Genomic DNA, 23,888 nt, shown 5'->3' on the forward strand with positions numbered 1-23,888 from the left:
CGCTTCCTTCGGTCCCGTTTCACCGGGGCCCTCCGGGCGCTTCCCTTCGTTCTTGCGTTTCCGACTCTATCAGACTCTTTCGTGTCCGATTCCCGATCGAAGCGGGTTTCGCTTTCTAGTTCTTCGCTTTCGCGTTTCCCTTTCCGGCGATTCCAACTTTACCAGACTCTTTTTCGTTCCGTTTCCGGTCCGAATTTGATTCCGGCGGCCTGTGGACTGGCCTTTGCCTTTCGGCTGACTCGACTTTATCAGAAGCAATTGGGCCGAAGCTAATCGGCCCGTGCTTGAAAGAGAAGAAGAAGAATCGATCGGCTCTCCGAGAATCTCGTTCCCAGCAAGAGCAAGTCAAACTTTACCCGCTGCTCCCGAACTTGTCCAGTCCGCTGCAACCGTTAAAATCTACCTCCCCACGCCGACTGTGTCAACAGTTTTTGTGGGCATGGAGGACACTAGCAGGTCAGCAGGGGTAGACGCACATCGGCCGTCAGGCGGCGGAGGGCAACTCGGCGCTTCGTTCGACAGCCTCGAGATCGCCCGTGTCGCCGGCACGCACCGCTCGGCCTCCGAGAACGTAGACGTAGGCGAGAAAGGCCAGCTCGGCCACGATCCCGATGGCGATCCGGGCCCAGGTGGGGAGGCCCGAGGGAGTCACGAAGCCCTCGATGACACCGGACACGAACAGGACCAGGGCGAGACCGATGGCCATGCCGATCGCTGCCCTGCCCTGCTGGGCCAGGGCTGAGCGCCTGGTACGAGGTCCTGGGTCGATCACCGTCCAGCCGAGACGGAGGCCGGTACCGGCAGCCACGAAGACAGCGGTGAGTTCCAGCAGACCGTGAGGCAGGACGAGCCCCAGAAAGGTGTCCAGACGGCCGGCCGAGGACATCAGGCCGATACCGACGGCGAGGTTGAGCACGTTGACGAAGAGGATCCAGATCACCGGTATGCAGAGGAACGCGCCCAGCACCAGGCACATCGCTGCCGCCTGGGCATTGTTCGTCCAGACCTGGGCTGCGAAAGAAGCAGCCGGGTGGCTGGAGTAGTAGGTCTCGTACTCCCCGCCGGGGCGGGTCAGGCTGCGCAGGTCCTCAGGGGCGGCGATCGCCGACTGGATTTCGGGGTGGGTGCCGATCCACCAGCCCATGACGGCGGCCAGAAGTACGGAGAGCACGGCCGTGGGGATCCACCAGTGCCGGGAGCGGTAGACCGCTGCGGGGAAACCGGCGGTCAGGAAGCGTGCGGCGTCGCGCCACGAGGCACGGCGGGTCCCGGTCACCGTGGACCGGGCACGAGCCACGAGTTGGGTCAGTCGCGCGGTGAGAAGGGGATCCGGGGCGCTGGACTGGATCAGGGAAAGGTGTGTGGCCGTGCGCTGGTAGAGGGCGACGAGTTCGTCCGCCTCTGCACCGGTCAGACTGCGTCCTCGGTGCAGAAGGTGGTCCAGGCGGTCCCACTCGGTGCGGTGGGTGGTCACGAAGACGTCGAGATCCATGGTCGGCTGCTGCTCCAGGCATGGGTGCGTACGGGTCCGTACTACTGCGGCGCGCTGCGGGTCAGCTTGGCAGACTGAGGTTCCGAGGGGCAGGGAAGGGCGGCGAAGGGTGGGCGGCAATGAATGAGCTCGTGACCGGGGATGCGGTCGTTCTGGGGTTGCAGCCGGCGAGGCTGCCGAGCCGGGCGTTGGCGATCGCCATCGATCTCGCGGTGGTTCTGACGGCGTTTGTTCTGATATCGATCGGCCTGGCCGTCGCAACCGTGGCGCTGGACGAGGCAGCGAGCGCGGCGATCGCCGTCGCCACCTTCCTCCTGGTGCTGGTGGGAGGGCCGATCGCCGTCGAGACTCTCAGCCACGGCCGTTCGCTCGGGAAGCTGGCCTGCGGGCTGCGCGTGGTGCGCGACGACGGCGGGCCGATCCGGTTCCGGCACGCGCTCGTGCGGGGTTCGATGGGCGTGGTCGAGATCCTGGGTACGTTCGGCGTCGTGGGATGCATCGCGTCCTTGGTGTCGGCGCGGGGACGGCGGCTGGGGGACGTGTTCGCGGGAACCCTCGTCGTACGTGAGCGGGTGCCCACCGGGCGGGCGGTTGCCGTGCCGCCACCACCGCCCTGGCTGGTGGGGCGCTTCGCACAGCTGGACCTGTCCGCCGTGCCGGACGGCCTCTGGCTCGCGATACGGCAGTACCTCACGCGGATGCACCAGCTCGATGCCGGTGTGGGCGGGTCGATCGCGCAGCGGCTGTCGGAAGATCTGGCAGGCCGTACGGGGGTTCCGGTTCCGCAGGGAGTTCCTGCGGCGGCGTATTTGGCGGCGGTCGTGAACGAGCGGCAGGCGCGGGACATCCGCCGGGTCATGGCGGCTGCCCGGCGAGGGGCTCAGGGGCCGGTGCCGCCAAGTGCGGTCCGCACCGGAGGGTTCCAGCCCGGAGGAGTGGCCCGGCCCGCGGAGGACGCAGCTTCCGCCACGGTACCGACGGCGCCGTCCGGTACATCTCCGGCAGGGACACCTGGCGGGCCGCTGCCGACCGGGTTCGCACCGCCCGCCGAGACGACCGGGTTCGCACCGCCCGCCTAGTGGAGCCGCGGCGAGGGCGGGGATTCCAGGTGCTCGAGCTCGATACCGGGAGCCGCGAGGACTACGTCCCCGGCGATGTGGACGGTGTACTGATCACCGGTGTCGAGGGCGCTGACCTGGTATTCGTCCACGATCAGGGGCCCGTTGTCAGTGGCGTGCGTTTCACTGTTCACCAAGGCCCAGGACTGGTCGACGGTACGGGGGGCGAGGACCGGCTCCGTGAAGGTGACCAGGCGGACACGGGTCGCGGGGGAATCGGGGGTGAGGCGCAGGAGTCGTGCCGTGGCGACGAGGAACGCGGGGGACGTGCCGGAGAAGGCGTGGGCGCGGACATTGCCCTCGGTGGCATGGGTGCCGGTCGGGTCGGTCCGTACCCAGGTGACGCCTTCGAGGGCTGCGCCTCGGATCTGCCAGCTCGCGGCGTGCAGTTGGAGGCGGATGGGGCGGCCGAGCTCGTCCAGGGCCAGGTCGACGGAGCCCAGGTGGTCGCACGAGGGGGCCGTGGTCTGGGAGACATAGCGCCAGCCGGAGGGGCCGGGGGCGCAGTGGAAGTGCTCTTCGCCGAGGGGGGTGTGGTCGTGGAGATCATGGAGCGAATAGCGGCCGCGGGGCATGGGGTCCTTCGGGTTCCTCGGGCGGTGCGGGGGCGGTACGGGGCAGGCCCCCGGCACGGGGGTGCGGGGGCCTGCGCTCGTACCTGCTGCTGAGAGTCCGCCGGCCGGTGGCCGGCGGGCGGCTCAGTAGCGGTAGAGGTCGGACTTGTACGGGCCTTCGACCGGGACGCCGATGTAGTCGGCCTGCTCCTGGCGCAGGGTCGTGAGCCTCACGCCCAGCGCGTCGAGGTGCAGTCGGGCGACCTTCTCGTCCAGGTGCTTGGGCAGCACGTAGACATCGGTCGGGTACGCCTCGGGCTTGGTGAACAGCTCGATCTGGGCCAGGGTCTGGTCCGCGAACGAGTTGGACATGACGAACGAGGGGTGACCGGTGGCGTTGCCGAGGTTGAGCAGGCGGCCCTCGGACAGGACGATCAGGACCTTGCCGTCGGAGAACGTCCAGGTGTGGACCTGCGGCTTGACCTCGTCCTTGACGATGCCGTCGATCTTCGCCAGGCCGGCCATGTCGATCTCGTTGTCGAAGTGGCCGATGTTCCCGACGATGGCCTGGTGCTTCATCCTGGCCATGTCGCCGGCCATGATGATGTCCTTGTTGCCCGTCGTGGTGACGAAGATGTCCGCGGTCTCCACGACGTCGTCGAGGGTGGCGACCTGGTAGCCGTCCATCGCCGCCTGCAGGGCGCAGATCGGGTCGATCTCCGTGATGATCACACGGGCGCCCTGGCCACGCAGGGACTCCGCGCAGCCCTTGCCCACGTCGCCGTAGCCGCAGACGACGGCGGTCTTGCCGCCGATCAGGACATCGGTGGCCCGGTTGATGCCGTCGATCAGGGAGTGGCGGCAGCCGTACTTGTTGTCGAACTTCGACTTGGTGACGGCGTCGTTGACGTTGATCGCCGGGAACAGGAGGGTGCCGTCGCGGTGCATCTCGTACAGCCGGTGCACACCGGTCGTGGTCTCCTCGGTGACACCGCGGATCTCGGACGCGAGCTGCGTCCACTTCTGCGGGGACTCGCCGAGCGTGCGGTTCAGCAGGGTGAGGATGTACGCGTACTCCTCGCTGTCTGCGGTCGACGGGTCCGGGGCGGCGCCCGCCTTCTCGAACTCGACGCCCTTGTGGACGAGGAGGGTGGCGTCACCACCGTCGTCTAGGATCATGTTCGGGCCGCCGGTGGGGGTGTTGGGCCAGGTCAGAGCCTGCTCCGTGCACCACCAGTACTCCTCCAGGGTCTCGCCCTTCCAGGCGAAGACCGGGACGCCGGCGGGGGCGTCCGGGGTGCCGTTCGGACCGACCGCGATGGCGGCGGCGGCGTGGTCCTGGGTGGAGAAGATGTTGCAGGAGGCCCAGCGGACGTCCGCGCCCAGGGCGACGAGCGTCTCGATGAGCACCGCGGTCTGCACCGTCATGTGCAGCGAACCGGTGATGCGGGCACCGGCCAGCGGCTGCGTGGCGGCGTATTCCTTGCGGATCGACATCAGGCCGGGCATCTCGTGCTCGGCGAGGGTGATCTCCTTGCGCCCGAAGACGGCAAGAGAAAGGTCTGCGACCTTGAAGTCCTGGCGATTGGCGGCCGTCGTCATAACGGGCTGCTCCTCGTGATGGGTCGAGGGTGGGCTGGCTGGCTCTGCGGCGGTGCGGGCACAGGAATGCCCGGGTGATCCGCAGTGCAGTCCGTCGGAGGCCCTCTCTCCCTCGGCCGGCCCGCGCATGCGAACCGATCGACCGCCATCAGCAGCGACGTCTGGTACTGCGACGAATCTACACCGAACGGCCCAGTGCGCCCTAGCCCGTCCGGGCATCGGGGGTCCCTCACGGGGCCGTTCGGAGCGTTCCGGGCCGATCCTCGACGGGTCAGTGGCCTGATTCGGCCGGAGAGTCCGGAGAGTCGGGGTCGGCCGAAGAGCTGGGGGCAGCCGTGTCGGCAGGAGCCGGACCGCCGGGGGTCTTGCCCGGGTTGGTGCCCGCCGCGGCGGCCTCCTCGTTGTAGATGTCCGGCTCGAGGTAGATGACCCGGGCGATCGGGACCGCCTCACGGATCCGGGTCTCCGCGGCGTTGATGGCGGCGGCGACCTCGGCGGCGGACTCGTCGTGCCGCACCGCGATCTTGGCGGCGACCAGCAGCTCCTCCGGCCCGAGGTGGAGCGTACGCATGTGGATGATGCGGGTGACGGTGTCACCGTCGACCACGGCGGCCTTGATCATCTCTACGTCCTCGACGCCGGCGGCCTCACCGAGGAGCAGGGACTTCGTCTCGGCGGCGAGGACGATGGCGATGACGATCAGCAGGATGCCGATGCAGAGCGTGCCGATGCCGTCCCATACGCCGTCGCCGGTGCCGAGAGCCAGGCCGACGCCCGCGAGGGCCAGGATCAGGCCGACGAGCGCGCCGAGGTCCTCGAGGAGGACGACGGGGAGCTCGGGTGCCTTGGCGCGGCGGACGAACTCCGTCCAGGAGCGCGAGCCGCGCGTCAGGTTGGACTCCCTGATGGCCGTACGGAAGGAGAAGCTCTCGGCGATGATCGCGAAGACCAGCACACCGACGGGCCAGTACCAGGCCTCGATCTCGTGCGGGTGCTTGATCTTCTCGTAGCCCTCGTAGATCGCGAACATGCCACCGACCGAGAACAGCACGATGGAGACGAGGAAGGCGTAGATGTAGCGCTCGCGCCCGTACCCGAAGGGGTGCTGGGGGGTCGCCTCGCGCTGGGCCTTCTTGCCGCCGAGCAGCAGGAGGCCCTGGTTGCCCGAGTCCGCGAGGGAGTGGACGCTCTCCGCGAGCATCGACGACGAGCCACTGAAGAGGAACGCCACGAATTTGGCCACTGCGATCGCGAGATTGGCGGCGAGTGCCGCCACGATCGCCTTGGTTCCGCCTGACGCGCTCATGGGTGCGTGGTGTCCCTTCCTCGGTGCTGCGGCACGGGCGCCGCGGTACGGCCGGACATTGTTGCAGCCGCTGATGGGGACGGTACGTCAGACCACCACGGTGGCGCGGAAGAGTGTTCCCGTACCGGCCACTTCGACCGATTCGTCCGCCGGGACGAAGACGGATTCGCCGGGTGCGAGGCCGAGCTCGCCGACCTTGGGGGCGCCTGCCGTGCAGAGCAGGATCTGCGGGGTCGCAGCCGTCAGGGCTACGGGAGCTCCACCGGCGGGCAGGACGTAGCGCGACAGCCGGAACTCGTCGACCGGCGTCTCGTACAGCTCCTCGCCGGCAGGCGAGGCCTCGGGGCGCAGGATGCCGGGGTCGGTGGCCTCGAAACGGACGATACGGAGCAGTTCGGGGACGTCGACGTGCTTGGGGGTCAGTCCGCAGCGCAGCACGTTGTCCGAGTTGGCCATGATCTCGACGCCGAGACCGCCGAGGTAGGCGTGCGGCACACCCGCACCGAGGAACAGCGCTTCGCCTGGCTGCAGTTGTACGTAGTTCAGCAGCATGGCCGCGATGACGCCCGGGTCGCCGGGGTAGTGGTGGGCGATCTGGGCGTACGGGGCGTGAGCGCCGCCGAGCCGGTCGGCGGCCTCGGCCGCTTCGTTGACCGTGTGGGCCATCTCGGCCGGGTCGGCCGACAGGATCGCCGTGAGGACCTCACGAAGGGCCGCTTCCTCGGGGCGGGCGCGGAGCAGGTCGACGTACGGCTTGAGGGAGTCGACGCCGAGGGCCGCTATCGCGTCGGCCGCGTCGGCGGGCCTGCGGAAGCCGCACAGTCCCTCGAACGGCGTGAGCGCGCAGAGCAGCTCGGGCTTGTGGTTGGCGTCCTTGTATGTGCGGTGGGGGGCGTCGATCGGGATGCCCCTGCGTTCCTCGTCCTCATACCCCTGCTGTGCCTGTGCGAGGTCGGGGTGGACCTGGAGGGAGAGCGGCGCGCCCGCCGCGAGCAGCTTCAGCAGGAAGGGAAGGCGGGGGCCGAACGCGGCGACGGCCGCCGGGCCCAGCTCACGCTCGGGGGCGGCAGCGATGACGTCGGTGAGGGACTGCTCCGCGCCGCTACGCGAGGGTCGGGTGAGTCGGGAGGGGGCTCCGGGGTGGGCTCCCATCCACATCTCGGCCTGCGGTTCGCCGGTGGGGGCGGTGCCGAGCAGCTCGGGAATGGCCGTGGTGGAGCCCCATGCGTAGGGGCGCACGGTGTTGGAGAGCCGGTCCATGGAAATTTCGTCCTCGTGTGGTGCGCGGGGCGGGTGGTGCGGGATGAGGAAGGGAGAACAAGCGGGACTTCAGGCCCGGTTGCTTGAGGCCAGGGAGAGATAGACGGCAGCGAAGTCGGTGACGGCGAGGAGCTCGGCGAGGGCTTCGAGTTCGCTGCCCTCCTCGGGTTCGAGCTCGCTGATGGCCGTCTCGTGACTGAGGGCCAGTTCACGGGCAGCCGGTCCTGCGGTGAGACCGCCGGTGGGCCGGTCGCGGAGCAGGACGACCCGGGCCCTCATGGCTTCCGGCTCGTCCACCCGGTCCCTGAAGAAGTCGTCGGGGTCGGCTCCCGCGGCGAACGCCCCGGCGAGCAGCGCACCGTGGGAGGGCAGCGCCTCGGGCAGTTCGGCCACAAGGGCCGGGCGTCCGGCGAGTTCGGCCAGGACGGCGGCGAACCGGCGCCCGACGGGGCCCGCGGCGTCGCCCTCCGTCCAGAGGAGCGGCAGGCTGTCGGCGAGTTCCGCGGCGAGGGTCTTGGCCGGGTTGCTGTACGTGGCGATGGCCGGGCCGCAGCGTTCGGCGGTGCGGTCGAGGCGGTCGGCGACCTTCTGCAGCATGTCAGCGGGGGCGTCGAGCAGGCCCACCCGGTCCAGCAGGGCCAGCAGCGGGGTGAGCAGGGCCCAGAGGGTGCCGGGGCCCGCGGCCGAGGTCTCGGCGTCGTACTCGCCGTGCGGGGCGGTGGCCATCGGTACGACGAGTCCGTGGACGCCGTCGACGGCCTCGCGCAGCGGTGACCGGACGGGGGCGACCGCGACGACCGTGCAGCCGCGGCGGTAGGCCTGCTCGGCGAGCAGGGCGAGGCCCGGTTCCGAACCGTCGGCCGTGGCGATGAGCAGCAGGTCCAGTGACCCGGCCCAGCCGGGCAGTGCCCAGAGCAGGGCTCCGGCGGCGGGTGCGACGCCGGTGGGGCGGATCTGGGTGACGGGTGCGGCGGCGCCCGCGAGGGCGCCGATCAGGTCGGCGACGCCCGATGCAGCGGTGCCGGGCCCCGCGACGAGGACGGCGCGGGGCCGGCCTTCGGGGGCCAGTGCGCCGATGCCCGCCTCGGCGGCATGCCGGGCGGCGGTACGGACGCGGGCACCGGCCTCGGCGGCTCCTCGGAGCAGACCGCGCCGGTCGGCTCGGGCCAGGGCTTCCGGGGCGTCGAGCAACGACTCGTCGAGCATGGCGGTGGGCCTCCGATCACCGTGCTGATCAGGGTGCGGACTACGCGGGACGGCGGGCTTCGTCGACCAGGAGGACCGGGATCCCGTCCCGTACCGGGTAGGCGAGGGCGCAGTCCGCGCCGGTGCAGACCAGCTCGGGGCTGTCGGCTGCCGACCTGTCGTCGAGCGAGGAGTGGCAGGCCGGGCAGGCGAGGATCTCCAGAAGGCCGGCTTCGAGCGGCATGGGGCGGGTCCCTTCGAGCATGCGGAACGGATCAGGTGCGGACCGGATTCGGGTCCGCGGAGCTGGGGCGTCGTCAGCCTACCGCCGGGCCGACAGGGGCGCGGCCCGGCGGGGCCTGCCCGGCGGGGCATCCGGCGGGTGGGTGCGCGGGAAGCCCTCAGGGCCTCTCTTGTCGATCAGGCCTCATCGGACCGGATCAGCCCCGCCGGATCAGGCCTGATCAACCGGGTGGCTCGGGCCGGACCAGCTGCTGCGGATCGCCCATGATCAGCCGGATGAGGAGCCGACGCGGAGCGGACCGTGCGGGCTCGCGGGTCCCGCACGGTCCGGAGGAGGCCTATGCGCGGACCAGCGCCAGTACCTCGTCGCGTACGGCCGTCATCGTCTTCTCGTCGCGCGCCTCGACATTCAGGCGCAGCAGCGGTTCGGTGTTGGAGGCGCGCAGGTTGAACCACCAGTCGGCGTTCGTCGCCGTGAGCCCGTCGAGCTCGTCGAGGGTCACGTCGTCGCGGTCCCCGTAGGCCGCCTTGATCGCGGCCAGCCGGTCCGCCTGGTCGGTGACGGTGGAGTTGATCTCGCCGGAGCCCGCGTAGCGGTCGTACTGGTCGACGAGGCCGGAGAGCGGGCCGTCCTGGCCGCCGAGGGCGGCCAGGACGTGGAGGGCGGCGAGCATGCCCGTATCGGCGTTCCAGAAGTCGCGGAAGTAGTAGTGCGCGGAGTGCTCGCCGCCGAAGATCGCGCCGTGTTCGGCCATCTCCGCCTTGATGAAGGAGTGGCCCACCCGGGTGCGGACGGGGGTTCCGCCGTTCTCACGGACGACCTCGGGGACCGACCAGGAGGTGATCAGGTTGTGGATGACGGTGCCCTCGCCGCCGTTGCGGGCGAGCTCGCGGGCCGCGACCAGGGCCGTGATCGCGGACGGGGAGACACCCTCGCCGCGCTCGTCGACGACGAAGCAGCGGTCCGCGTCGCCGTCGAAGGCGAGGCCGAGGTCCGCGCCCTCGGCGAGGACACGGGCCTGGAGGTCGACGATGTTCTTCGGGTCCAGCGGGTTGGCTTCGTGGTTGGGGAAGGTGCCGTCCAGCTCGAAGTACATCGGTACGAGGTCGAGCGGGAGGCCCGCGAAGACGGTGGGGACCGTGTGGCCGCCCATGCCGTTGCCCGCGTCCACGACGACCTTGAGGGGGCGGATCCCGGCGAGGTCGACCAGGCCCAGCAGATGCGCGGCGTAGTCGGTGAGGGTGTCGCGCTCGGTGACCGTGCCTGCCACCGTGGTGGCCGGTGCCGGGGCGCCGTGTTCCGACCACTGCTCGACCAGGGTGCGGATCTCGGTCAGGCCGGTGTCCTGGCCCACCGGCGCGGCCCCGGCGCGGCACATCTTGATGCCGTTGTACTGCGCCGGGTTGTGCGAGGCCGTGAACATCGCTCCGGGCAGGTCCAGCGCCCCGGACGCGTAGTACAGCTGGTCCGTCGAGCAGAGGCCGATCAGGGTCACGTCGGCGCCGCGCCCCGTCGCGCCGCGGGCGAAGGCCGCGGCCAGCCCGGGCGACGAGGGCCGCATGTCGTGACCGATGACGATCGCGTCCGCATCGGTGACCTGGACGAATGCGGCGCCGAACAGTTCGGCCAGTGCTTCGTCCCACTGGTCGGGCACCACTCCGCGCACGTCGTACGCCTTCACGAGCTGCGACAGATCAGCAACCACGGCCGGTCCTCCTGGGAATCTTTACGGACCGCCCAAACTACCCGGCCCTCCCGCACCGCCCGTCAGGGGAGCATCCAGCCCAGCACCGCCGTGCTCTGAGCCATCACGACGAGGCACATCACGAGCAGCAGCCCGAGGCTCCAGGGCAGGACCTTGCGCAGCAGATCGCCCTCTCTTCCGGCGAGGCCCACGGCCGCGCAGGCGATCGTCAGGTTCTGCGGGGAGATCATCTTGCCCAGCACTCCCCCGGAGCTGTTGGCGGCGGCAAGCAGTTCGGGCGAGAGGCCGGATTCGCGTGCGGCGGACACCTGCAGGGCGCCGAAGAGGGCGTTCGCCGAGGTGTCGGAGCCGGAGACCGCGACGCCGAACCAGCCGAGCACCGGGGAGAGGAAGGCGAGTCCGGCGCCCGCCGCGGCGACGGACTGGCCGATGGTGGCGGCCTGTCCGGAGAGGTTCATGACGTAGGCGAGGGCGAGCACCGAGGTCACGGTGAGGATCGCGTAGCGCAGTTCGTGCACGGTGGCGGCCCACTCCCGTACCGCGTCGCGCGACCGTACGCCGAGCACGACGGCGGTGACGAGGCCTGCGAGCAGGACGAGGGTGCCGCCGGTCGCAAGGAGCGGAAGGGTGAAGACGTTGGCGCCCACGGCGTCGCCGTCGGGGTTCGCGACGTCGAGGAACGGCCAGTCGAAGACGCGGGTCGCCTCGGCCAGCAGCCGCTTGACGGGCGGAATCTGGGCGACGGAGAAGACGGCGACGATCAGGGCGTACGGGGCGTAGGCGCGCAGCACCTCGCGGCGCGGGTCCTCCTGGTCGAGGTCCTCGCTCCGAGCGCCTGTCAGCACGGATGCGCGTACGGACTCGGCGGCGGGCTTGCGGGCACCGGGAACGGCGATCAGGGCTCCCGCGCCCACCAGCGCGGCCGCGATGTCGGCGAGCTGCGCCGAGACGTAGTTGGACGCGGCGAACTGGGCGACTGCGAAGGCCACCCCGCAGACGAGCGCGGGCAGCCAGGTCTCCCGCAGGCCGCGCCTGCCGTCCACCAGGAAGACGAGGATGAGCGGTACGACGAGGGCGAGCAGCGGTGTCTGGCGGCCGACGACCGATGCGACGTCGTCCAGCGGGAGCCCGGTGACCTGGGCGAGCGTCACGACGGGCGTGCCCATGGCACCGAAGGCGACGGGGGCGGTGTTGGCGACCAGCGAGACGACGGCTGCCTTGACCGGGTCGAAGCCGAGCGCGACGAGCATCACCGAGCAGATGGCGACGGGGGCGCCGAAGCCGGCCAGAGCCTCCAGGAGCGCGCCGAAGCAGAAGGCGATGACGAGGGCCTGGATGCGGGGGTCGTCGGAGAGCCGGCCGAAGGAGCGCCGCAGGATGTCGAAGTGCAGGGTGCGGACGGTCATCCGGTACACCCAGAGGGCGTTGACCACGATCCACATGATGGGGAAGAGCCCGAAGAGGACGCCCTGGGCGCCCGCGGAGAGGGTCTGCCCGATGGGCATGCCGTACGCGAGCCAGCCGACGAGCACGGCGACGGCGAGGCCGACGAGCCCGGCCCTGTGGGCCTTCACCCGGACGGCGCCGAGCAGGACCAGGACCGTGACCAGCGGCAATGAGGCGACAAGTGCGGACAGGGCGAGCGAATCGGCTACGGGTTCGAGTTGCTGGACAAACACACAGACCTCCCCGGATTCCGTGATGCGGAAGCGATCTCTCACGGGTGGGGGAATGGTCGTGTCCGCGACAAGTCTCAGTCAATGCCCCGTGCAGGAAAAACTGCTCGGGGAAGAAGAAAACTTGAAAGATGAACCGGAAGGGTGCGTCAGTTGTCCGGGGACCGCAGGACCCGGAGATGACCTCGGCGCGCGACCTCCACCGGGTCCGCCGTACGCGGCCCGCGGCCGCCGGCGTCCGCACTGCGCTCGTGCGGCCTCGCCGCTTCCCGTACCGCGTTGGCGAGCGCTTCGAGATCGTCACCGCTGGGGCGCGTGGGGGCCGAGGGGTCGGCGAGCCTGACGACTTCCCAGCCGCGCGGCGCGGTCAGCCGCTCACCGTGCTCGGCGCAGAGGTCGTAGCAGTGGGGCTCGGCATAGGTGGCGAGCGGGCCGAGGACCGCGGTCGAGTCGGCATAGACGTACGTCAGTGTCGCGACGGCGGGACGGCCGCACGCGGTTCGCGAACAGCGACGTACAGGGCTCACGATGTTGGACGGTACCGCACTCTTGAGCGGGCTGCGACGACTCTCCCTGAGGTCATACCCCCGTGTCGCCCGGCGAGGTCGCCCGCAACCACCTACGCTCCGTCGCCCTGACCTGCGCGGCGGCCGGGACGTACCGGCACGCCCGGTTCCGTTCCGGTCACCGGAAGGAACACAAGCAGTCACTCGACGGAGGATCGACGGTCGCAGCAGGGGCCAAATTCGGACTCAACCTTGGCCGGAATGCTCACGTGTGGACATTGGGTCCACCTGCGGAGCAGCCGTGATCCGCGCGTCCTGCGGAGAGTTACGCTGCGTCGGTGATGGACAGTCCCGTACCGCCCCACCCGTCCGAGCCACGACCCCGCCGCCGCGACCGTCATGGCCGCGGCATGCGCGGGCCGGTCGCCCCGCCCCAGGTGCCGCTGTCGGCCAGCAGGGGGGAGAGTTTCCGCGATCTCGTCCAGGACTCGGTGGAACGGCTGGAGCGGCGCTGGCCGCAGCTGGCCGATGTCGACTTCCTCGTTCTCGATGTGCCGGGGGCACCGGAGGACACCGTGCCGCTGGGGCGTTCGGAGCCCGCCGCGAAGGGACAGCCCGCGCAGGTCGTCGTGTACCGGCGCCCCGTCGAGATCCGCACCAAGAACCGCGACGAGCGGGCCATGCTGGTGCACGAGGTCGTGGTGGAACAGGTCGCGGAGCTGCTCGGGCTGTCCCCCGAATCGGTCGACCCGCGCTACGGGCAGGACTGACGCCTGCCCGCGGCGCGGGAGACCTCAGTCGTCCAGGACCGAGAGATCCTGCTCCACCGCGGGCACCTCGACCGTGCCGCCGTCGTCCGCCAGCGTCTGGACGGTGAACATCTGGACACCGTCCTGCGCGAGCGTGAGGGTGCGGGCGGCATGGACCTGGCCGCCCGATTCCGTCTCGACCGTCAGCGCGTAGCCGCCCTTGAGCCCGGACGGAACCTCCGGGGTCACTTCGAGGGTCGTACCGCCCTTGACCGTGTACGTCTTGACGGTCCGTTCGCCGCCCCCGCTGCCCGCGGACGCCGTCACCTTGACCTTGGCCGTTTCGCCGGGCGCGGTCAGGGAAAGCACCGAGCCCTTCTGCCGGTTGTCGGCCACGGTCGCCCGCTCGCCCACCGGGCCGGTCGCCGGAATGTAGGCGACCTCCTGCTTGTCACCGGTGCCCCGGACCACGCGCAGCGCGGCCACGATCGGGGTCGCCGCGCCCTGCGCGGGGGACAGCCGGAGCGATCCGGGCTCTCCCCGCGTGACGTTCTTGAGGTCGACGCCCGCGGTCATCTGCGACTTGATGTGGAGGGTGTCGTTCCCGGCCGGTGAGAACGTCGCGCTCTTCCCCAGCAGCTGCACCTTCACATCGGCGTCGTCCTCGCCGGGCGCGAAGGCCACCAGACGCACGGAGGTGGCGTCGGCCGGGATACCGGGCAGTACAAGAGTGCCCGCCGGGTCGTCGGACGCCGCCAGCCAGTCACTGCCCGCCTTGTCGTCCTCGACCCTGACGACGGCGCCGACGCGTCCCGTCCGGGTGGTGACATGGACCGTCACATCGTCGACGGCCTCGGTGGTCAGGGTCGAGATCAGCATCGGGACGCTCGACCGGGCCGGGACCGTGATGCCCTCGCCCACATCGGACTTGAGCGTGCCCTCGGGGCCGTACAGCTCGATGTCCGCGACGGCCGCGGTGTCGTCGGGGTTGGTCAGATGGACGTAGTCCTGACGCGTCGCCGTGGTGCTCGCGCCCGGGAACCAGAAGTCCGTGTCCGGCGCGGTGCAGCTGACACCGAGAAGGCCGCGGGAGCCGCCGGCCAGCGACGTGGTGGTCTGCTGGGCGGTCCAGCCGGGTGCGAGCCGGCCGGTGGCGGTGCCGATCAGTGCGGGAGCGTCGGATTCGGACGTCTCGGCGGTGGCCGGCTTGCCGGCCTCCTTGAGCGTGATGACCGGCTTCTCGGCCGCGGCCTTCTCCTTGGCCTCGTCCTTCTCGCTGTCCTTGTCCTTGTCCTCGTCCTTCTCCGCGTCGGCCGGCTCGTCCTCGTCCACCGGGAGGGCCACGGACGGCTTCAGTTCGGCGGTGCCGGCTTCGCCGTCGCCCTCCCCTGCCGGGGTGAAGGACGTGTACGTCGTGTCCGACAGGTCGGAGTCGCTGGGCGCGGGGCAGAGCAGGGTGGAGCGTTCGACGGGGAGCCGGGCAGCCGCCCCGGCCTGCGGCGTGTCCGCGCCGCCCGGCGCGGTGAGCGCGGCGAAGCCGGTGACGGCGGCGAGGGCGACGGTGCCCGCGATGAGGGACAGGGGGGTGGACTTCACTCGGACTCGCCTCGCGATGCGTTGCCGGACGGCCACGGGCCCTCGCCCGGGGCGGTGTTCTCGTCATGTGCGTCGTACGGGGCGGCTTCGCCCGTGCCCGTCGTGCGGTGCTGCTGGGCGTAGCCGTACGGGTCGTAGGCGGCCTGCTGCTGGTACGGGTCCTGCTGGTACGGGTCCTGCTGGTGCTGGCCCGCCCCGTACGGGTCGGCCGCCGGGTACTGCTCGCCGCCGTACTGGCCGGGGTCGTACTGCTCGCCGCCGTACTGGCCGGCGCCGTACTGGCCGGGGTCCTGCCCGCCCTGGTACTGCTCGCCCTGGTGCTGGCTGTAGTCGGCGCCCTGGTACTGCTGCTGCGCGTCCCACTCCCCGTAGTTCTGCTGCGGGACCGCCGCGTACGTGCCGGTCGCGTCCTGGTCCTCCGGGGCCGCCGCATACGGATCGGCGCTCTGCTGCGCCGGGATGTACTCCCCGGGCGCTCCCGTCGCCTCCGGGGCGCCCGGAGCGGCTGCGGCGTCCTGGCCGTACGGAACCTCGTACGGGATCTCCTCGCCGTCCTCCCCTGCCGCCGTGGCCTCCGCCTCGGCCGCCGCCCGGAGCCTGCGCGCCCGGCGTCCGTCTCCGGTGACCGATTCGGCTGCGGCAGCCACCGCCTCCGCGGGCAGATCGTCGTCGATCTCCCGGCGGCGGCCCGGCAGTGCCAGGACCAGCAGGACGACGCCGAGCGCCACCTGCGCCCAGATCCAGGCGGTGTGCGTGACGGGGGTGTCGTACGTGAGGTCCAGCGTGCCGCCCTCGGACGGGAGCTCGAAGCCCTGTGCCCAGCCGTCCACGGTCTTGGGGGTCAGCGCCCGGCCGTCCAGCGTGGCCTGCCAGCCCGGGTCCGCCGCGTCGGCGATCCGCAGCACCCGCCCGGAGCCGCCGTCCGGGATCCTGGAGTGGGCTTCGACGGCGCGCGAGCCGACCTGCACCTGCGCGGCCACTTCGCCGCTCGCCCCGGACGACGGGACGATCATGACGCGGGCGACCTTGCGATCGACGCTCCACAGTGCGCTGCCGTCGAGCTGGCTGAGCCTGCTCAGGCCCGGGGTGGTGTCGAGCACGCGGCTCATCTGCCGCGGCGCCCCGTCCCGCACGAGGACGTAGCGGATCGCGAAGCCGCTCAGCTGACCGCCCTGGTCGGCGCCGGAGCCCGCGACCAGGTTGGCGACGACCTTGTCGAGGTGGGCGTTGCTGCCGCCCGCTTCGGTGAGCTCGGCGTCGCCGAGGCGGGCGCCCGAGCCCCGGACCAGGCTGTACGAGACAGCCGCCGGTGACGTACCGCCGAGGACCAGGGTGCGCGGCTGGTCGCTGGTGTTGCTCTCGGCCTCGACGAACGCGGGCACCTGCACCGGGTCCCGGCGCTCCAGCGGTCCGGCGGCGCCGCCGATCATCCAGCCGGCTGCGGCCAGCACGGGCGCGATTCCTGCCGCCAGGGCGATCAGTGCGGCGACCGGCTGACGCCAGCCGAAGCTGAGCGCGGTCACCCGCACCCGGGCGCCGTCGGCGCCCAGCAGCGCGGCGGTGATCAGCGCGGTCCCGTAGACGAGGGTGGCGGGTCCGGCCCAGGTCGAGCCGTTGGAGAGGCCGGCGAAGAGCAGCGCGACGAGCGCGGCGGCCCAGGCGGTACGGATCGCGAACTGCCTCTCCCCGCGCAGCAGGGCCGCCAGCGCCGCCAGCACTATGCCCAGCAGCAGAATGCCGCCCGTGGCCTTGGGGCCACCGGGGCTGATGCCGAGCAGGTCGAGCGCGGACGCCGTACCCGTACCGATGTCCAGGCCGGCTTCCTTCAGGAAGCCGGACGGGCTGGACAGCAGGGACAGCGACCAGGGTGCGAGGACCAGCAGCGGAGTGCCGGCCGTGGCGAGGAAGCGCAGCCCGTACGCGGTGATGTCGTCCCGGCGCAGGACCAGCACCCCGATACCGAGGGCAACGGCGAGCGGCCAGACGATCGGGGTGAAGGCCATCGAGAAGGTGAGCAGCAGGGTGTACGCCCAGGTGGCACGCCAGCTGCCGCGCGCCGTTCCGCCGTCGCCGCGCAGCCCGTACGCGGCGACGGCCGCACGGGCTGTCAGCGGGAGCAGGACAGCCAGCACGGCGGTGCCGAGGCGGCCTGTGGCCAGCGCTCCGGTCGCGGCGGGCAGGAAGGCGTACGCGATGCTCGCCCAGGCCCGCAGCAGCCGGGACTCGATCAGCGGCCGGGAGGCGAAGTAGGCGGTGAGTCCGGCGAGCGGTACCGAGCAGACCAGCAGCAGGGTCAGCGCGAAGCCGGTGGAGCCGAGGAACAGTGCCGACAGGGCGGCGATCACAGCGAGGTAGGGCGGTGCCGTCTGCGTACCGCCCGTACCGACCGGGTGCCAGCCGTCCGCGTAACGCCCCCAGAGGTCGGAGACGTCCGCGGGTGCGGGCAGCAGTGCGCCGCCCACGAGTGCGCCGCCGCCCAGGAGGCTGCGGCAGGCGATCAGCGAGACGAGAAGGAGCAGCACGAAGAGCACGGGGCCGGGCTTGCGGCCGATCCTCTTGAGCCGGGCGAACTGCTCGATCTCCAGGAAGTCGGCGTCGTCACCGCCGGGCCCGGACTCGACGGCTCCGTGGCGTGAGCCGCCGGAGTCGGAATCGGTGCGGTTGCCGAAGTTGCCCGCGACCTGTTCGAAGGTCGCGCGGATGGTCGCTCCGGGCGGCGGGAAGAGCGAACGCAGCTCGGCGGCGTCCACGGCTCCCTTGCCGCGCTTGCGGCGCGCGGAGATGATCCGCCCGGGACGCAACAGGGTGCCGAAGAGTCCGGCGACCTCGTCGAGCGCCTGCCCGGGGACCTTTCCGACGAGGTAGGCGAGGGTACGGAGCAGGGTGCCGAAAACGAGGCGGAGCAGGGCCCAGGGCAACTGCTTGCCGCGGGCGTTGACGAGCATCGTGTAGACCGCGCCCGCCTTGTCGACGCGGTGCGGGCTGGAGACGGAGCGTCCGGCGCAGTCGATGGGTCGGCGTTCCCTGGCGGAGGCCTCGGCGTGCCGCAGGATCGCGTCGGGGGCGACGAGGACCCGGTGGCCGGCCATGTGGGCCCGCCAGCAGAGGTCGACGTCGTCACGCATCAGTGGGAGTCTGCGGTCGAAGCCGCCGAGCTCGTCCCAGACGTCGCGGCGGATGAGCATGCCCGCGGAGGAGACGGAGAGCACGGTACGGACCTGGTCGTGCTGGCCCTGGTCCTGCTCGCGCCGGTCCAGTCCGGTCCAGCGGCGTCCGCTGTTGGCGATGGAGACGCCGACCTCGAGCAACTGCTTGCGGTCGTACCAGCCACGCAGCTTGGGTCCGACGATCGCGGCGTGCTTGTCGTTGTCGACGAGGCGCAGCATCTCGGCGAGCGCGTCCGGCTCGGGTGCGCTGTCGTCGTGCAGCAGCCAGAGCCACTGGACGGGTTCGCCGTGCGGGAGCTCCGGCATGTCGTACGCGTCGTCGCGCCAGGTCCGGCTGACCGGGTCCCAGCCGCTGGGGCGCTTGAGGTACGGAAGGTCGTCCGGGGTGAGGACGCCGGCCGTGCGGCTCGCCTCGTCGACGGCCGTACCGAAGTTCGTACGGCGTGCGAGGTGCAGGACGCGTTCGCCGCCCAGTGCCTCGGTGACCAGCCGTGCGGAGTCGTCTGCGCTGCCGGTGTCGGCGGCGACGACGTTCTGTACGGGGCGTTCCTGCCCGAGCAGCCCGGCGAGCACGTCGGGCAGCCAGCGCGCGCCGTCGTGGGAGACGAGCACGGCGGTGACGACGTGCCGGGGGAACTCTGGGGCGGCGGCGACCGCGTTCGGCGCCGCCGAGGTGCTGTGCACGGACATCGAGGTACGGGCCCTCCGGCCGGGTCCGGAGGGGGATCCCCCCGGGGGCTGCATCGGTGTACACGCGCGCCCCGGCGGGGCGTTGGCGCGTCTCTCGGACGGGGCCCCACACTAACGGTACGGATGTCCGCCCTGCGCCGAGCGGTTCAACGGCCGGAATCGGAGGCATCCGGCTTGCGGTGTCGCTGCTCAGATGGCTGCCTTCTTGAGGCGTCGCCGCTCACGCTCGGAGAGGCCGCCCCAGATACCGAACCGTTCGTCGTTGGCGAGGGCGTACTCAAGGCATTCGGAACGGACTTCGCAGGCGAGGCAGACCTTCTTCGCCTCGCGGGTGGATCCGCCCTTCTCGGGAAAGAAGGACTCGGGGTCTGTCTGGGCGCACAGTGCGCGCTCCTGCCAGCCGAGTTCCTCGTCCGCGTCCTCGACCAGCAGTTGCTGGAACAGCTCGGTCATGTGCGCCCCTCGTCTGTCTCTTGCGTCCCCGTGATGCAGCCGTTACTGATGCGGCCGAACGACACGAGTGAAATTACAAGTGTGTAGCTCCGGGCCAGTCAAGCGAAGATCTGCTATTGGCCCTCGTATTCACTCTGCGGAACCAAGCCTATGCGGAAAGTGTTCAAATCACCAAAAACCTGACATATGCCATCGGCCTGGCTCCGCGCCGCTTCTCGCTGAGTGAGACGACCGGGGTTGCCCCGATGTTGCGATTCGATCACCGAAGGGATCAAGATCACAGTCGGGTCACGGATACTCAACCGCGTTTACGCATGCGGTTGATGCGCCACCTTGCCTCTCCCACAACTGCCAAAACCTTTCTCCACCTACTGCAACCGGATGGGGTGAAACATTGCCGCCAATTCCGGCATTGGGTTGACAGAAGGCCGAGCGAGCCGGTCTCCTTGATTGCATGCCAGCGACCGCAGCTCTGCACACGACCCACGTCCGTGGGTTCCGTACAGCTGTCCAGGCCCGCTGTTGCTGTTCCAGCTGTCACAGCTGTTGAAGCCGTAGCGCTCCAGCTCTGATCCAGCTCCTCTTCACCGCTTCCGGGTCTCCGCGACACCCCCCGCACATGCACCCCCATGCCGAGGAACCACCGCACCCATGAACAGCAGCGACAGCGACCTCTCCATCGCCGGCGACATCCTCGAGGTCCAGCACCTCCTTCAGCCGGCACGCACCCACCCCTCCACCGTGGCCGAGTTCGTCGGACTGGCCCGTTCCCTCGCAGCGGACCGGAGCCGCTGGGCGCACCTCGTCCGGTACGACACCACCTCCCGCTGGTACCACCGGCTGCAGAGCGTTCCCCAGGCTCTCGGCTCCGCTCAGGCAGGGGAGACCCCGCTCGGCTACGAGGTGTGGCTGCTCAGCTGGGTCCCCGGCCAGGGCAGCGGGCTCCACGACCACGGCCTGTCGTCCGGTGTACTCACCGTCCTGGAAGGCGAACTGACCGAGCGCACGGAGCGCGGGACACGGACACTCGGCTCCGGCGCACAGCGCGTCTTCGCGCCCGGCTATGTCCACGAGGTCGTCAACGACTCGCTGGAACCGGCCGTCAGCCTGCACATCTACTACCCGGGTCTGACCGACATGCCGATGCACACGGCGCAGTGCGCTCCGGCGGCCCTGGATGCCGTACCCGCCTGACGGCACAGCCCCCACCACCCCCACAAGGACCGCGCCCCGCCTGACAGACTGGTCCTCATGCGCATTGTGGTTCTGGCCGGCGGTATCGGTGGTGCTCGTTTCCTGCGTGGCCTCAAACAGGCCGCCCCTGACGCGGACATCACGGTGATCGGCAACACCGGCGACGACATCCATCTGTTCGGACTGAAGGTCTGCCCCGACCTGGACACCGTGATGTACACCCTCGGCGGTGGCATCAACGAGGAGCAGGGCTGGGGGCGTACGGACGAGAGCTTCCAGGTCAAGGAGGAGCTCGCGGCGTACGGCGTGGGACCCGAGTGGTTCGGGCTCGGCGACCGTGACTTCGCGACCCATATCGTCCGTACGCAGATGCTCGGCGCGGGCTATCCGCTGAGTGCGGTCACCGAAGCGCTCTGTGCGCGCTGGAAGCCGGGGGTCCGGCTGATCCCGATGTCCGACGACCGCGTCGAGACGCATGTGGCGGTCGACATCGACGGCGAGAGCAGGGCCATCCACTTCCAGGAGTACTGGGTGAAGCTGCGTGCCTCCGTCACGGCGCAGGCGATCGTGCCGGTCGGCGCGGGGCAGGCCAAGCCCGCGCCCGGGGTGCTCGAAGCCATCGCCGAGGCCGATGTCATCGTCTTCCCGCCGTCGAACCCCGTCGTCTCGGTGGGGACCATCCTGGCGGTGCCCGGTATCCGGGAAGCGATCGCCGAGGCCGGGGTGCCGGTCGTCGGGCTCTCCCCCATCGTCGGTGACGCACCCGTGCGAGGCATGGCCGACAAGGTGCTGGCCGCGGTGGGCGTCGAATCGACGGCTTCGGCCGTCGCGCAGCACTACGGGTCGGGGCTGCTCGACGGCTGGCTCGTCGACACCGTGGACGCCGGGGCCGTGGCCGAGGTGGAGGCGGCCGGGATCCGCTGCCTCGCCGTGCCGCTGATGATGACGGACGTGGACGCGACCGCCGAGATGGCACGGCAGGCGCTGGCGCTCGCCGAGGAGGTACGGGCGTGAGCCGCGGACCTGCCGAGTCACCCTCGTACCGGGTGTGGGCGCTGCCCGGGATGCCCGAAGTGCGGGCGGGGGACGACATCGCGAAGCTGATCGCCACCACGGAACCGGGGCTGGTGGACGGCGACGTCCTGCTCGTCACCTCGAAGATCGTCTCCAAGGCGGAGGGCCGGATCGTCGAGGCGGCCGACCGTGAGGCGGCGATCGACGCCGAGACCGTCCGCGTGGTCGCCCGGCGCGGAACGCTGCGGATCGTGGAGAACCGGCAGGGCCTGGTCATGGCCGCGGCCGGGGTCGACGCGTCCAACACCCCCGCCGGCACGGTACTGCTGCTCCCCGAGGACCCGGACGCCTCCGCGCGGGCGATCCGGGACGGGCTGCGCGACACGCTCGGGGTCGAGGTCGGGGTCGTCGTCACGGACACCTTCGGGCGCCCCTGGCGCAACGGCCTGACGGATGTCGCGATCGGGGCGGCCGGGGTCCGGGTGCTGGACGACCTCCGGGGCGGTACGGACGCATACGGCAATCCGCTGAGCGCGACCGTGGTCGCCACTGCCGACGAGCTGGCCTCGGCCGGTGACCTGGTGAAGGGCAAGGCGTCGGGGCTGCCGGTCGCGGTGGTGCGCGGACTGGCCCATGTGGTGGCCACGGCGGACGCCGGGGACGGTGCCCGGGCCATGGTGCGGGTCGCGGCCGATGACATGTTCCGGCTGGGGACGTCCGAGGCGGTACGGGAGGCGCTGAATCTGCGGCGCACGGTGCGGGAGTTCACGGACGAGCCGGTGGACCCGGGGGCCGTACGGCGTGCGGTGGCGGCGGCGGTGACGGCTCCTGCTCCGCATCACACGACGCCGTGGCGGTTCGTCCTGCTGGAGTCGGCGGACTCGCGGGCCCGGCTGCTCGACGCGATGCGGGATGCGTGGATCGCGGATCTGCGCCGGGACGGCCGGAGCGAGGAGTCGATCGCCAAGCGGGTACGGCGGGGCGATGTCCTGCGCAACGCACCGTATCTGGCGGTGCCGTGCCTGGTGATGGACGGCTCGCACACCTACGGGGACGAGCGCAGGGACGCCGCGGAGCGCGAGATGTTCGTGGTCGCGGCCGGTGCGGGCGTCCAGAACTTCCTCGTGGCGCTGGCGGGTGAACGGCTCGGCTCGGCGTGGGTGTCCTCGACGATGTTCTGCCGGGACGTGGTGCGTGAGGTGCTGGACCTTCCGGACTCGTGGGATCCGCTGGGTGCGGTGGCCGTGGGACACGCGGCGGGCGTGCCGCGGGCGCGGGGCGCGCGGGATGTGGAGGAGTTCGTCGCGGTGCGATGAGGCGGGCCACGGGCCCGGGCGCTCACAGGCGGGCGATGTCGCCCGGTGTCATGCGCGGGGCCCGGCGGGGCGGGATGTGGCCCGACAGCATGATCAGGCGCGTTGCCCGGTGACGCTGGCCCTCGTACGGGGCCAGAAGGGCCAGCATTTCCTCGTCGTCGGCGTTCCTGTTGCCCGCCAGGGCATGGCCGACGATGCCCGGCAGGTGGAGATCACCGACCGTGATCGCGTCGGCCGCGCCGTTCGAGCGCTGCAGGGTCTCCGCCGCGGTCCATGGACCGATGCCGGGGATCAGCTCAAGACGGGCCATGGCTTCGGGGAGCTCCATGGCAGCCGCTTCCTCCATGCGGCGGGCCACCCGGACGGCACGCAGGATCGTCGTCGCGCGCTTGGCGTCGACGCCCGAGCGGTGCCATTCCCAGGACGGGATCAGCGACCAGGTCCTGGCGTCCGGCATGACGTACAGGCCGTGGGCACCGAACAGCGCGTTCGTGGGTCCGGGGGCCGGGGTGCCGTAACGGCGGACCAGCAGGCGCCAGGCACGGTAGGCCTCGTCGGTGGTGACCTTCTGTTCCAGGATCGACGGAATCAGGGACTCCATCACCAGACCGGTGCGCAGCAGGCGCAGACCGGGCCGACTGTGCTGGGTCGCGGCGACCAGTCGGTGGCGCGGGCGGAAGGCGCCCGGGTCGTCGCCCTCGCCGAGCAGCGCCGGCAGCCGGTCCAGGAGCCACTGCGCGCCGGAACCCCAGGCAGCCGCCTCGATCCGGCCGTCCCGGGCCGCCGTGACCCGGAGGGTGCCGGGGCCGGCCGGTGTGCGAGTGGCCCGCCAGAACGATCCGTCGGACAGGGCCCGGTACGTGGGATCCGCCGGGCCCCGCCGCAACGGGCTCAGGACCAGCCGCAGATCGAGCGGCCCCGGCGGAGTCCAGGTCCGCTCCCGGGACGGGGCGGACGCGTCCGCCGCGTGCTGCTGGTGGGGCACGGCGGTGGTACGGGGTACGAAGCGTCCTGCCACGGGTGAGGTCCTCGGTCGTCGGGGGTGCCTTCGAGGGTACGGC

The 23,888-nt window shown here is 71.0% G+C and carries 19 protein-coding genes; 5 read left to right on the forward strand and 14 right to left on the reverse strand.

Annotation, left to right across the window (positions count from 1 at the left end; all coding sequences use genetic code 11):
* Positions 1 to 484: 484 nt before the first annotated feature.
* Positions 485 to 1,492: a stage II sporulation protein M gene (locus ACFWBQ_RS13155; protein ID WP_385487215.1), complete on the reverse strand. Its 1,008-nt coding sequence runs from the start codon at positions 1,490 to 1,492 to the stop codon at positions 485 to 487.
* Between the two features lie 119 nt (positions 1,493 to 1,611).
* Here ACFWBQ_RS13155 and ACFWBQ_RS13160 point away from each other — a divergent pair, with 119 nt between their 5' ends.
* Entirely contained in the window at positions 1,612 to 2,571 is a 960-nt protein-coding gene (locus ACFWBQ_RS13160) for an RDD family protein (protein WP_385487217.1), read from the forward strand.
* Here the strand turns inward: ACFWBQ_RS13160 and ACFWBQ_RS13165 are convergent.
* From ACFWBQ_RS13165 to ACFWBQ_RS13205, 9 genes are all read right to left on the reverse strand, one after another.
* Complete coding sequence (locus ACFWBQ_RS13165) at positions 2,568 to 3,185, reverse strand: hypothetical protein (RefSeq protein WP_385487219.1); 618 nt, start codon at positions 3,183 to 3,185, stop codon at positions 2,568 to 2,570. The genes ACFWBQ_RS13160 and ACFWBQ_RS13165 overlap by 4 nt on opposite strands.
* Positions 3,186 to 3,308: 123 nt before the next feature.
* Positions 3,309 to 4,766: an adenosylhomocysteinase gene (gene ahcY, locus ACFWBQ_RS13170; protein WP_385487221.1), complete on the reverse strand. Its 1,458-nt coding sequence runs from the start codon at positions 4,764 to 4,766 to the stop codon at positions 3,309 to 3,311.
* 271 nt (positions 4,767 to 5,037) lie between these two features.
* A complete protein-coding gene (locus ACFWBQ_RS13175; protein WP_385487223.1) occupies positions 5,038 to 6,072 on the reverse strand; it encodes a cation diffusion facilitator family transporter in 1,035 nt (344 codons plus the stop codon).
* An 87-nt stretch (positions 6,073 to 6,159) separates the two neighbouring features.
* Positions 6,160 to 7,332, reverse strand: a complete 1,173-nt coding sequence (gene manA / locus ACFWBQ_RS13180) for a mannose-6-phosphate isomerase, class I (RefSeq protein WP_385487225.1) — start codon at positions 7,330 to 7,332, stop codon at positions 6,160 to 6,162.
* A 69-nt stretch (positions 7,333 to 7,401) separates the two neighbouring features.
* Positions 7,402 to 8,538, reverse strand: a complete 1,137-nt coding sequence (locus ACFWBQ_RS13185; RefSeq protein ID WP_385487227.1) for an SIS domain-containing protein — start codon at positions 8,536 to 8,538, stop codon at positions 7,402 to 7,404.
* A gap of 40 nt (positions 8,539 to 8,578) precedes the next feature.
* Complete coding sequence (locus ACFWBQ_RS13190; protein ID WP_385487229.1) at positions 8,579 to 8,761, reverse strand: Trm112 family protein; 183 nt, start codon at positions 8,759 to 8,761, stop codon at positions 8,579 to 8,581.
* A 337-nt stretch (positions 8,762 to 9,098) separates the two neighbouring features.
* Positions 9,099 to 10,466 (reverse strand): phosphomannomutase/phosphoglucomutase, encoded by a 1,368-nt coding sequence (locus tag ACFWBQ_RS13195; protein WP_385487231.1) that lies wholly within the window; start codon positions 10,464 to 10,466, stop codon positions 9,099 to 9,101.
* 62 nt (positions 10,467 to 10,528) lie between these two features.
* Positions 10,529 to 12,145, reverse strand: coding sequence for an L-lactate permease (locus tag ACFWBQ_RS13200; RefSeq protein WP_385487233.1), 1,617 nt, complete (start codon positions 12,143 to 12,145; stop codon positions 10,529 to 10,531).
* A 146-nt stretch (positions 12,146 to 12,291) separates the two neighbouring features.
* On the reverse strand, positions 12,292 to 12,669 hold the full coding sequence (locus ACFWBQ_RS13205; protein ID WP_385487235.1) for a DUF3499 domain-containing protein: 378 nt from the start codon (positions 12,667 to 12,669) through the stop codon (positions 12,292 to 12,294).
* Between the two features lie 320 nt (positions 12,670 to 12,989).
* Between ACFWBQ_RS13205 and ACFWBQ_RS13210 the strand changes: the two genes are divergently transcribed.
* The gene (locus ACFWBQ_RS13210; protein WP_385487743.1) at positions 12,990 to 13,418 is read left to right on the forward strand and encodes a metallopeptidase family protein; all 429 of its coding nucleotides are present in this window, start codon (positions 12,990 to 12,992) and stop codon (positions 13,416 to 13,418) included.
* A gap of 24 nt (positions 13,419 to 13,442) precedes the next feature.
* On the opposite strand, the gene ACFWBQ_RS13215 is transcribed toward ACFWBQ_RS13210, so the two are convergent.
* The 3 genes from ACFWBQ_RS13215 to ACFWBQ_RS13225 form a co-directional block, all read right to left on the reverse strand.
* Positions 13,443 to 14,993: a DUF5719 family protein gene (locus ACFWBQ_RS13215; protein WP_385487237.1), complete on the reverse strand. Its 1,551-nt coding sequence runs from the start codon at positions 14,991 to 14,993 to the stop codon at positions 13,443 to 13,445.
* Positions 14,990 to 18,850, reverse strand: a complete 3,861-nt coding sequence (locus ACFWBQ_RS13220; RefSeq protein ID WP_385487239.1) for a glycosyltransferase — start codon at positions 18,848 to 18,850, stop codon at positions 14,990 to 14,992. The genes ACFWBQ_RS13215 and ACFWBQ_RS13220 overlap by 4 nt, the downstream gene beginning before the upstream one ends.
* Before the next feature lie 189 nt (positions 18,851 to 19,039).
* The gene (locus ACFWBQ_RS13225; RefSeq protein WP_014046372.1) at positions 19,040 to 19,303 is read right to left on the reverse strand and encodes a WhiB family transcriptional regulator; all 264 of its coding nucleotides are present in this window, start codon (positions 19,301 to 19,303) and stop codon (positions 19,040 to 19,042) included.
* Positions 19,304 to 19,954: 651 nt separating this feature from the next.
* Between ACFWBQ_RS13225 and ACFWBQ_RS13230 the strand changes: the two genes are divergently transcribed.
* From ACFWBQ_RS13230 to ACFWBQ_RS13240, 3 genes are read left to right on the forward strand one after another with little or no spacing between them, the layout of a single operon-like run.
* The gene (locus tag ACFWBQ_RS13230) at positions 19,955 to 20,497 is read left to right on the forward strand and encodes a cysteine dioxygenase (RefSeq protein WP_385487242.1); all 543 of its coding nucleotides are present in this window, start codon (positions 19,955 to 19,957) and stop codon (positions 20,495 to 20,497) included.
* Between the two features lie 57 nt (positions 20,498 to 20,554).
* Positions 20,555 to 21,511, forward strand: a complete 957-nt coding sequence (gene cofD, locus ACFWBQ_RS13235) for a 2-phospho-L-lactate transferase (RefSeq protein WP_385487244.1) — start codon at positions 20,555 to 20,557, stop codon at positions 21,509 to 21,511.
* Positions 21,508 to 22,827 carry a coenzyme F420-0:L-glutamate ligase gene (locus ACFWBQ_RS13240; RefSeq protein ID WP_385487246.1) on the forward strand — a complete coding sequence of 440 codons (1,320 nt, stop codon included), beginning with the start codon at positions 21,508 to 21,510 and terminating at the stop codon, positions 22,825 to 22,827. Before cofD ends, ACFWBQ_RS13240 begins: the two co-directional genes overlap by 4 nt.
* A gap of 22 nt (positions 22,828 to 22,849) precedes the next feature.
* On the opposite strand, the gene ACFWBQ_RS13245 is transcribed toward ACFWBQ_RS13240, so the two are convergent.
* Positions 22,850 to 23,845, reverse strand: coding sequence for a DNA-3-methyladenine glycosylase family protein (locus ACFWBQ_RS13245; protein ID WP_385487248.1), 996 nt, complete (start codon positions 23,843 to 23,845; stop codon positions 22,850 to 22,852).
* Positions 23,846 to 23,888: the final 43 nt, after the last annotated feature.

The organism is Streptomyces sp. NPDC060035 (genome assembly GCF_042736635.1).
GTDB lineage: Bacteria > Actinomycetota > Actinomycetes > Streptomycetales > Streptomycetaceae > Streptomyces.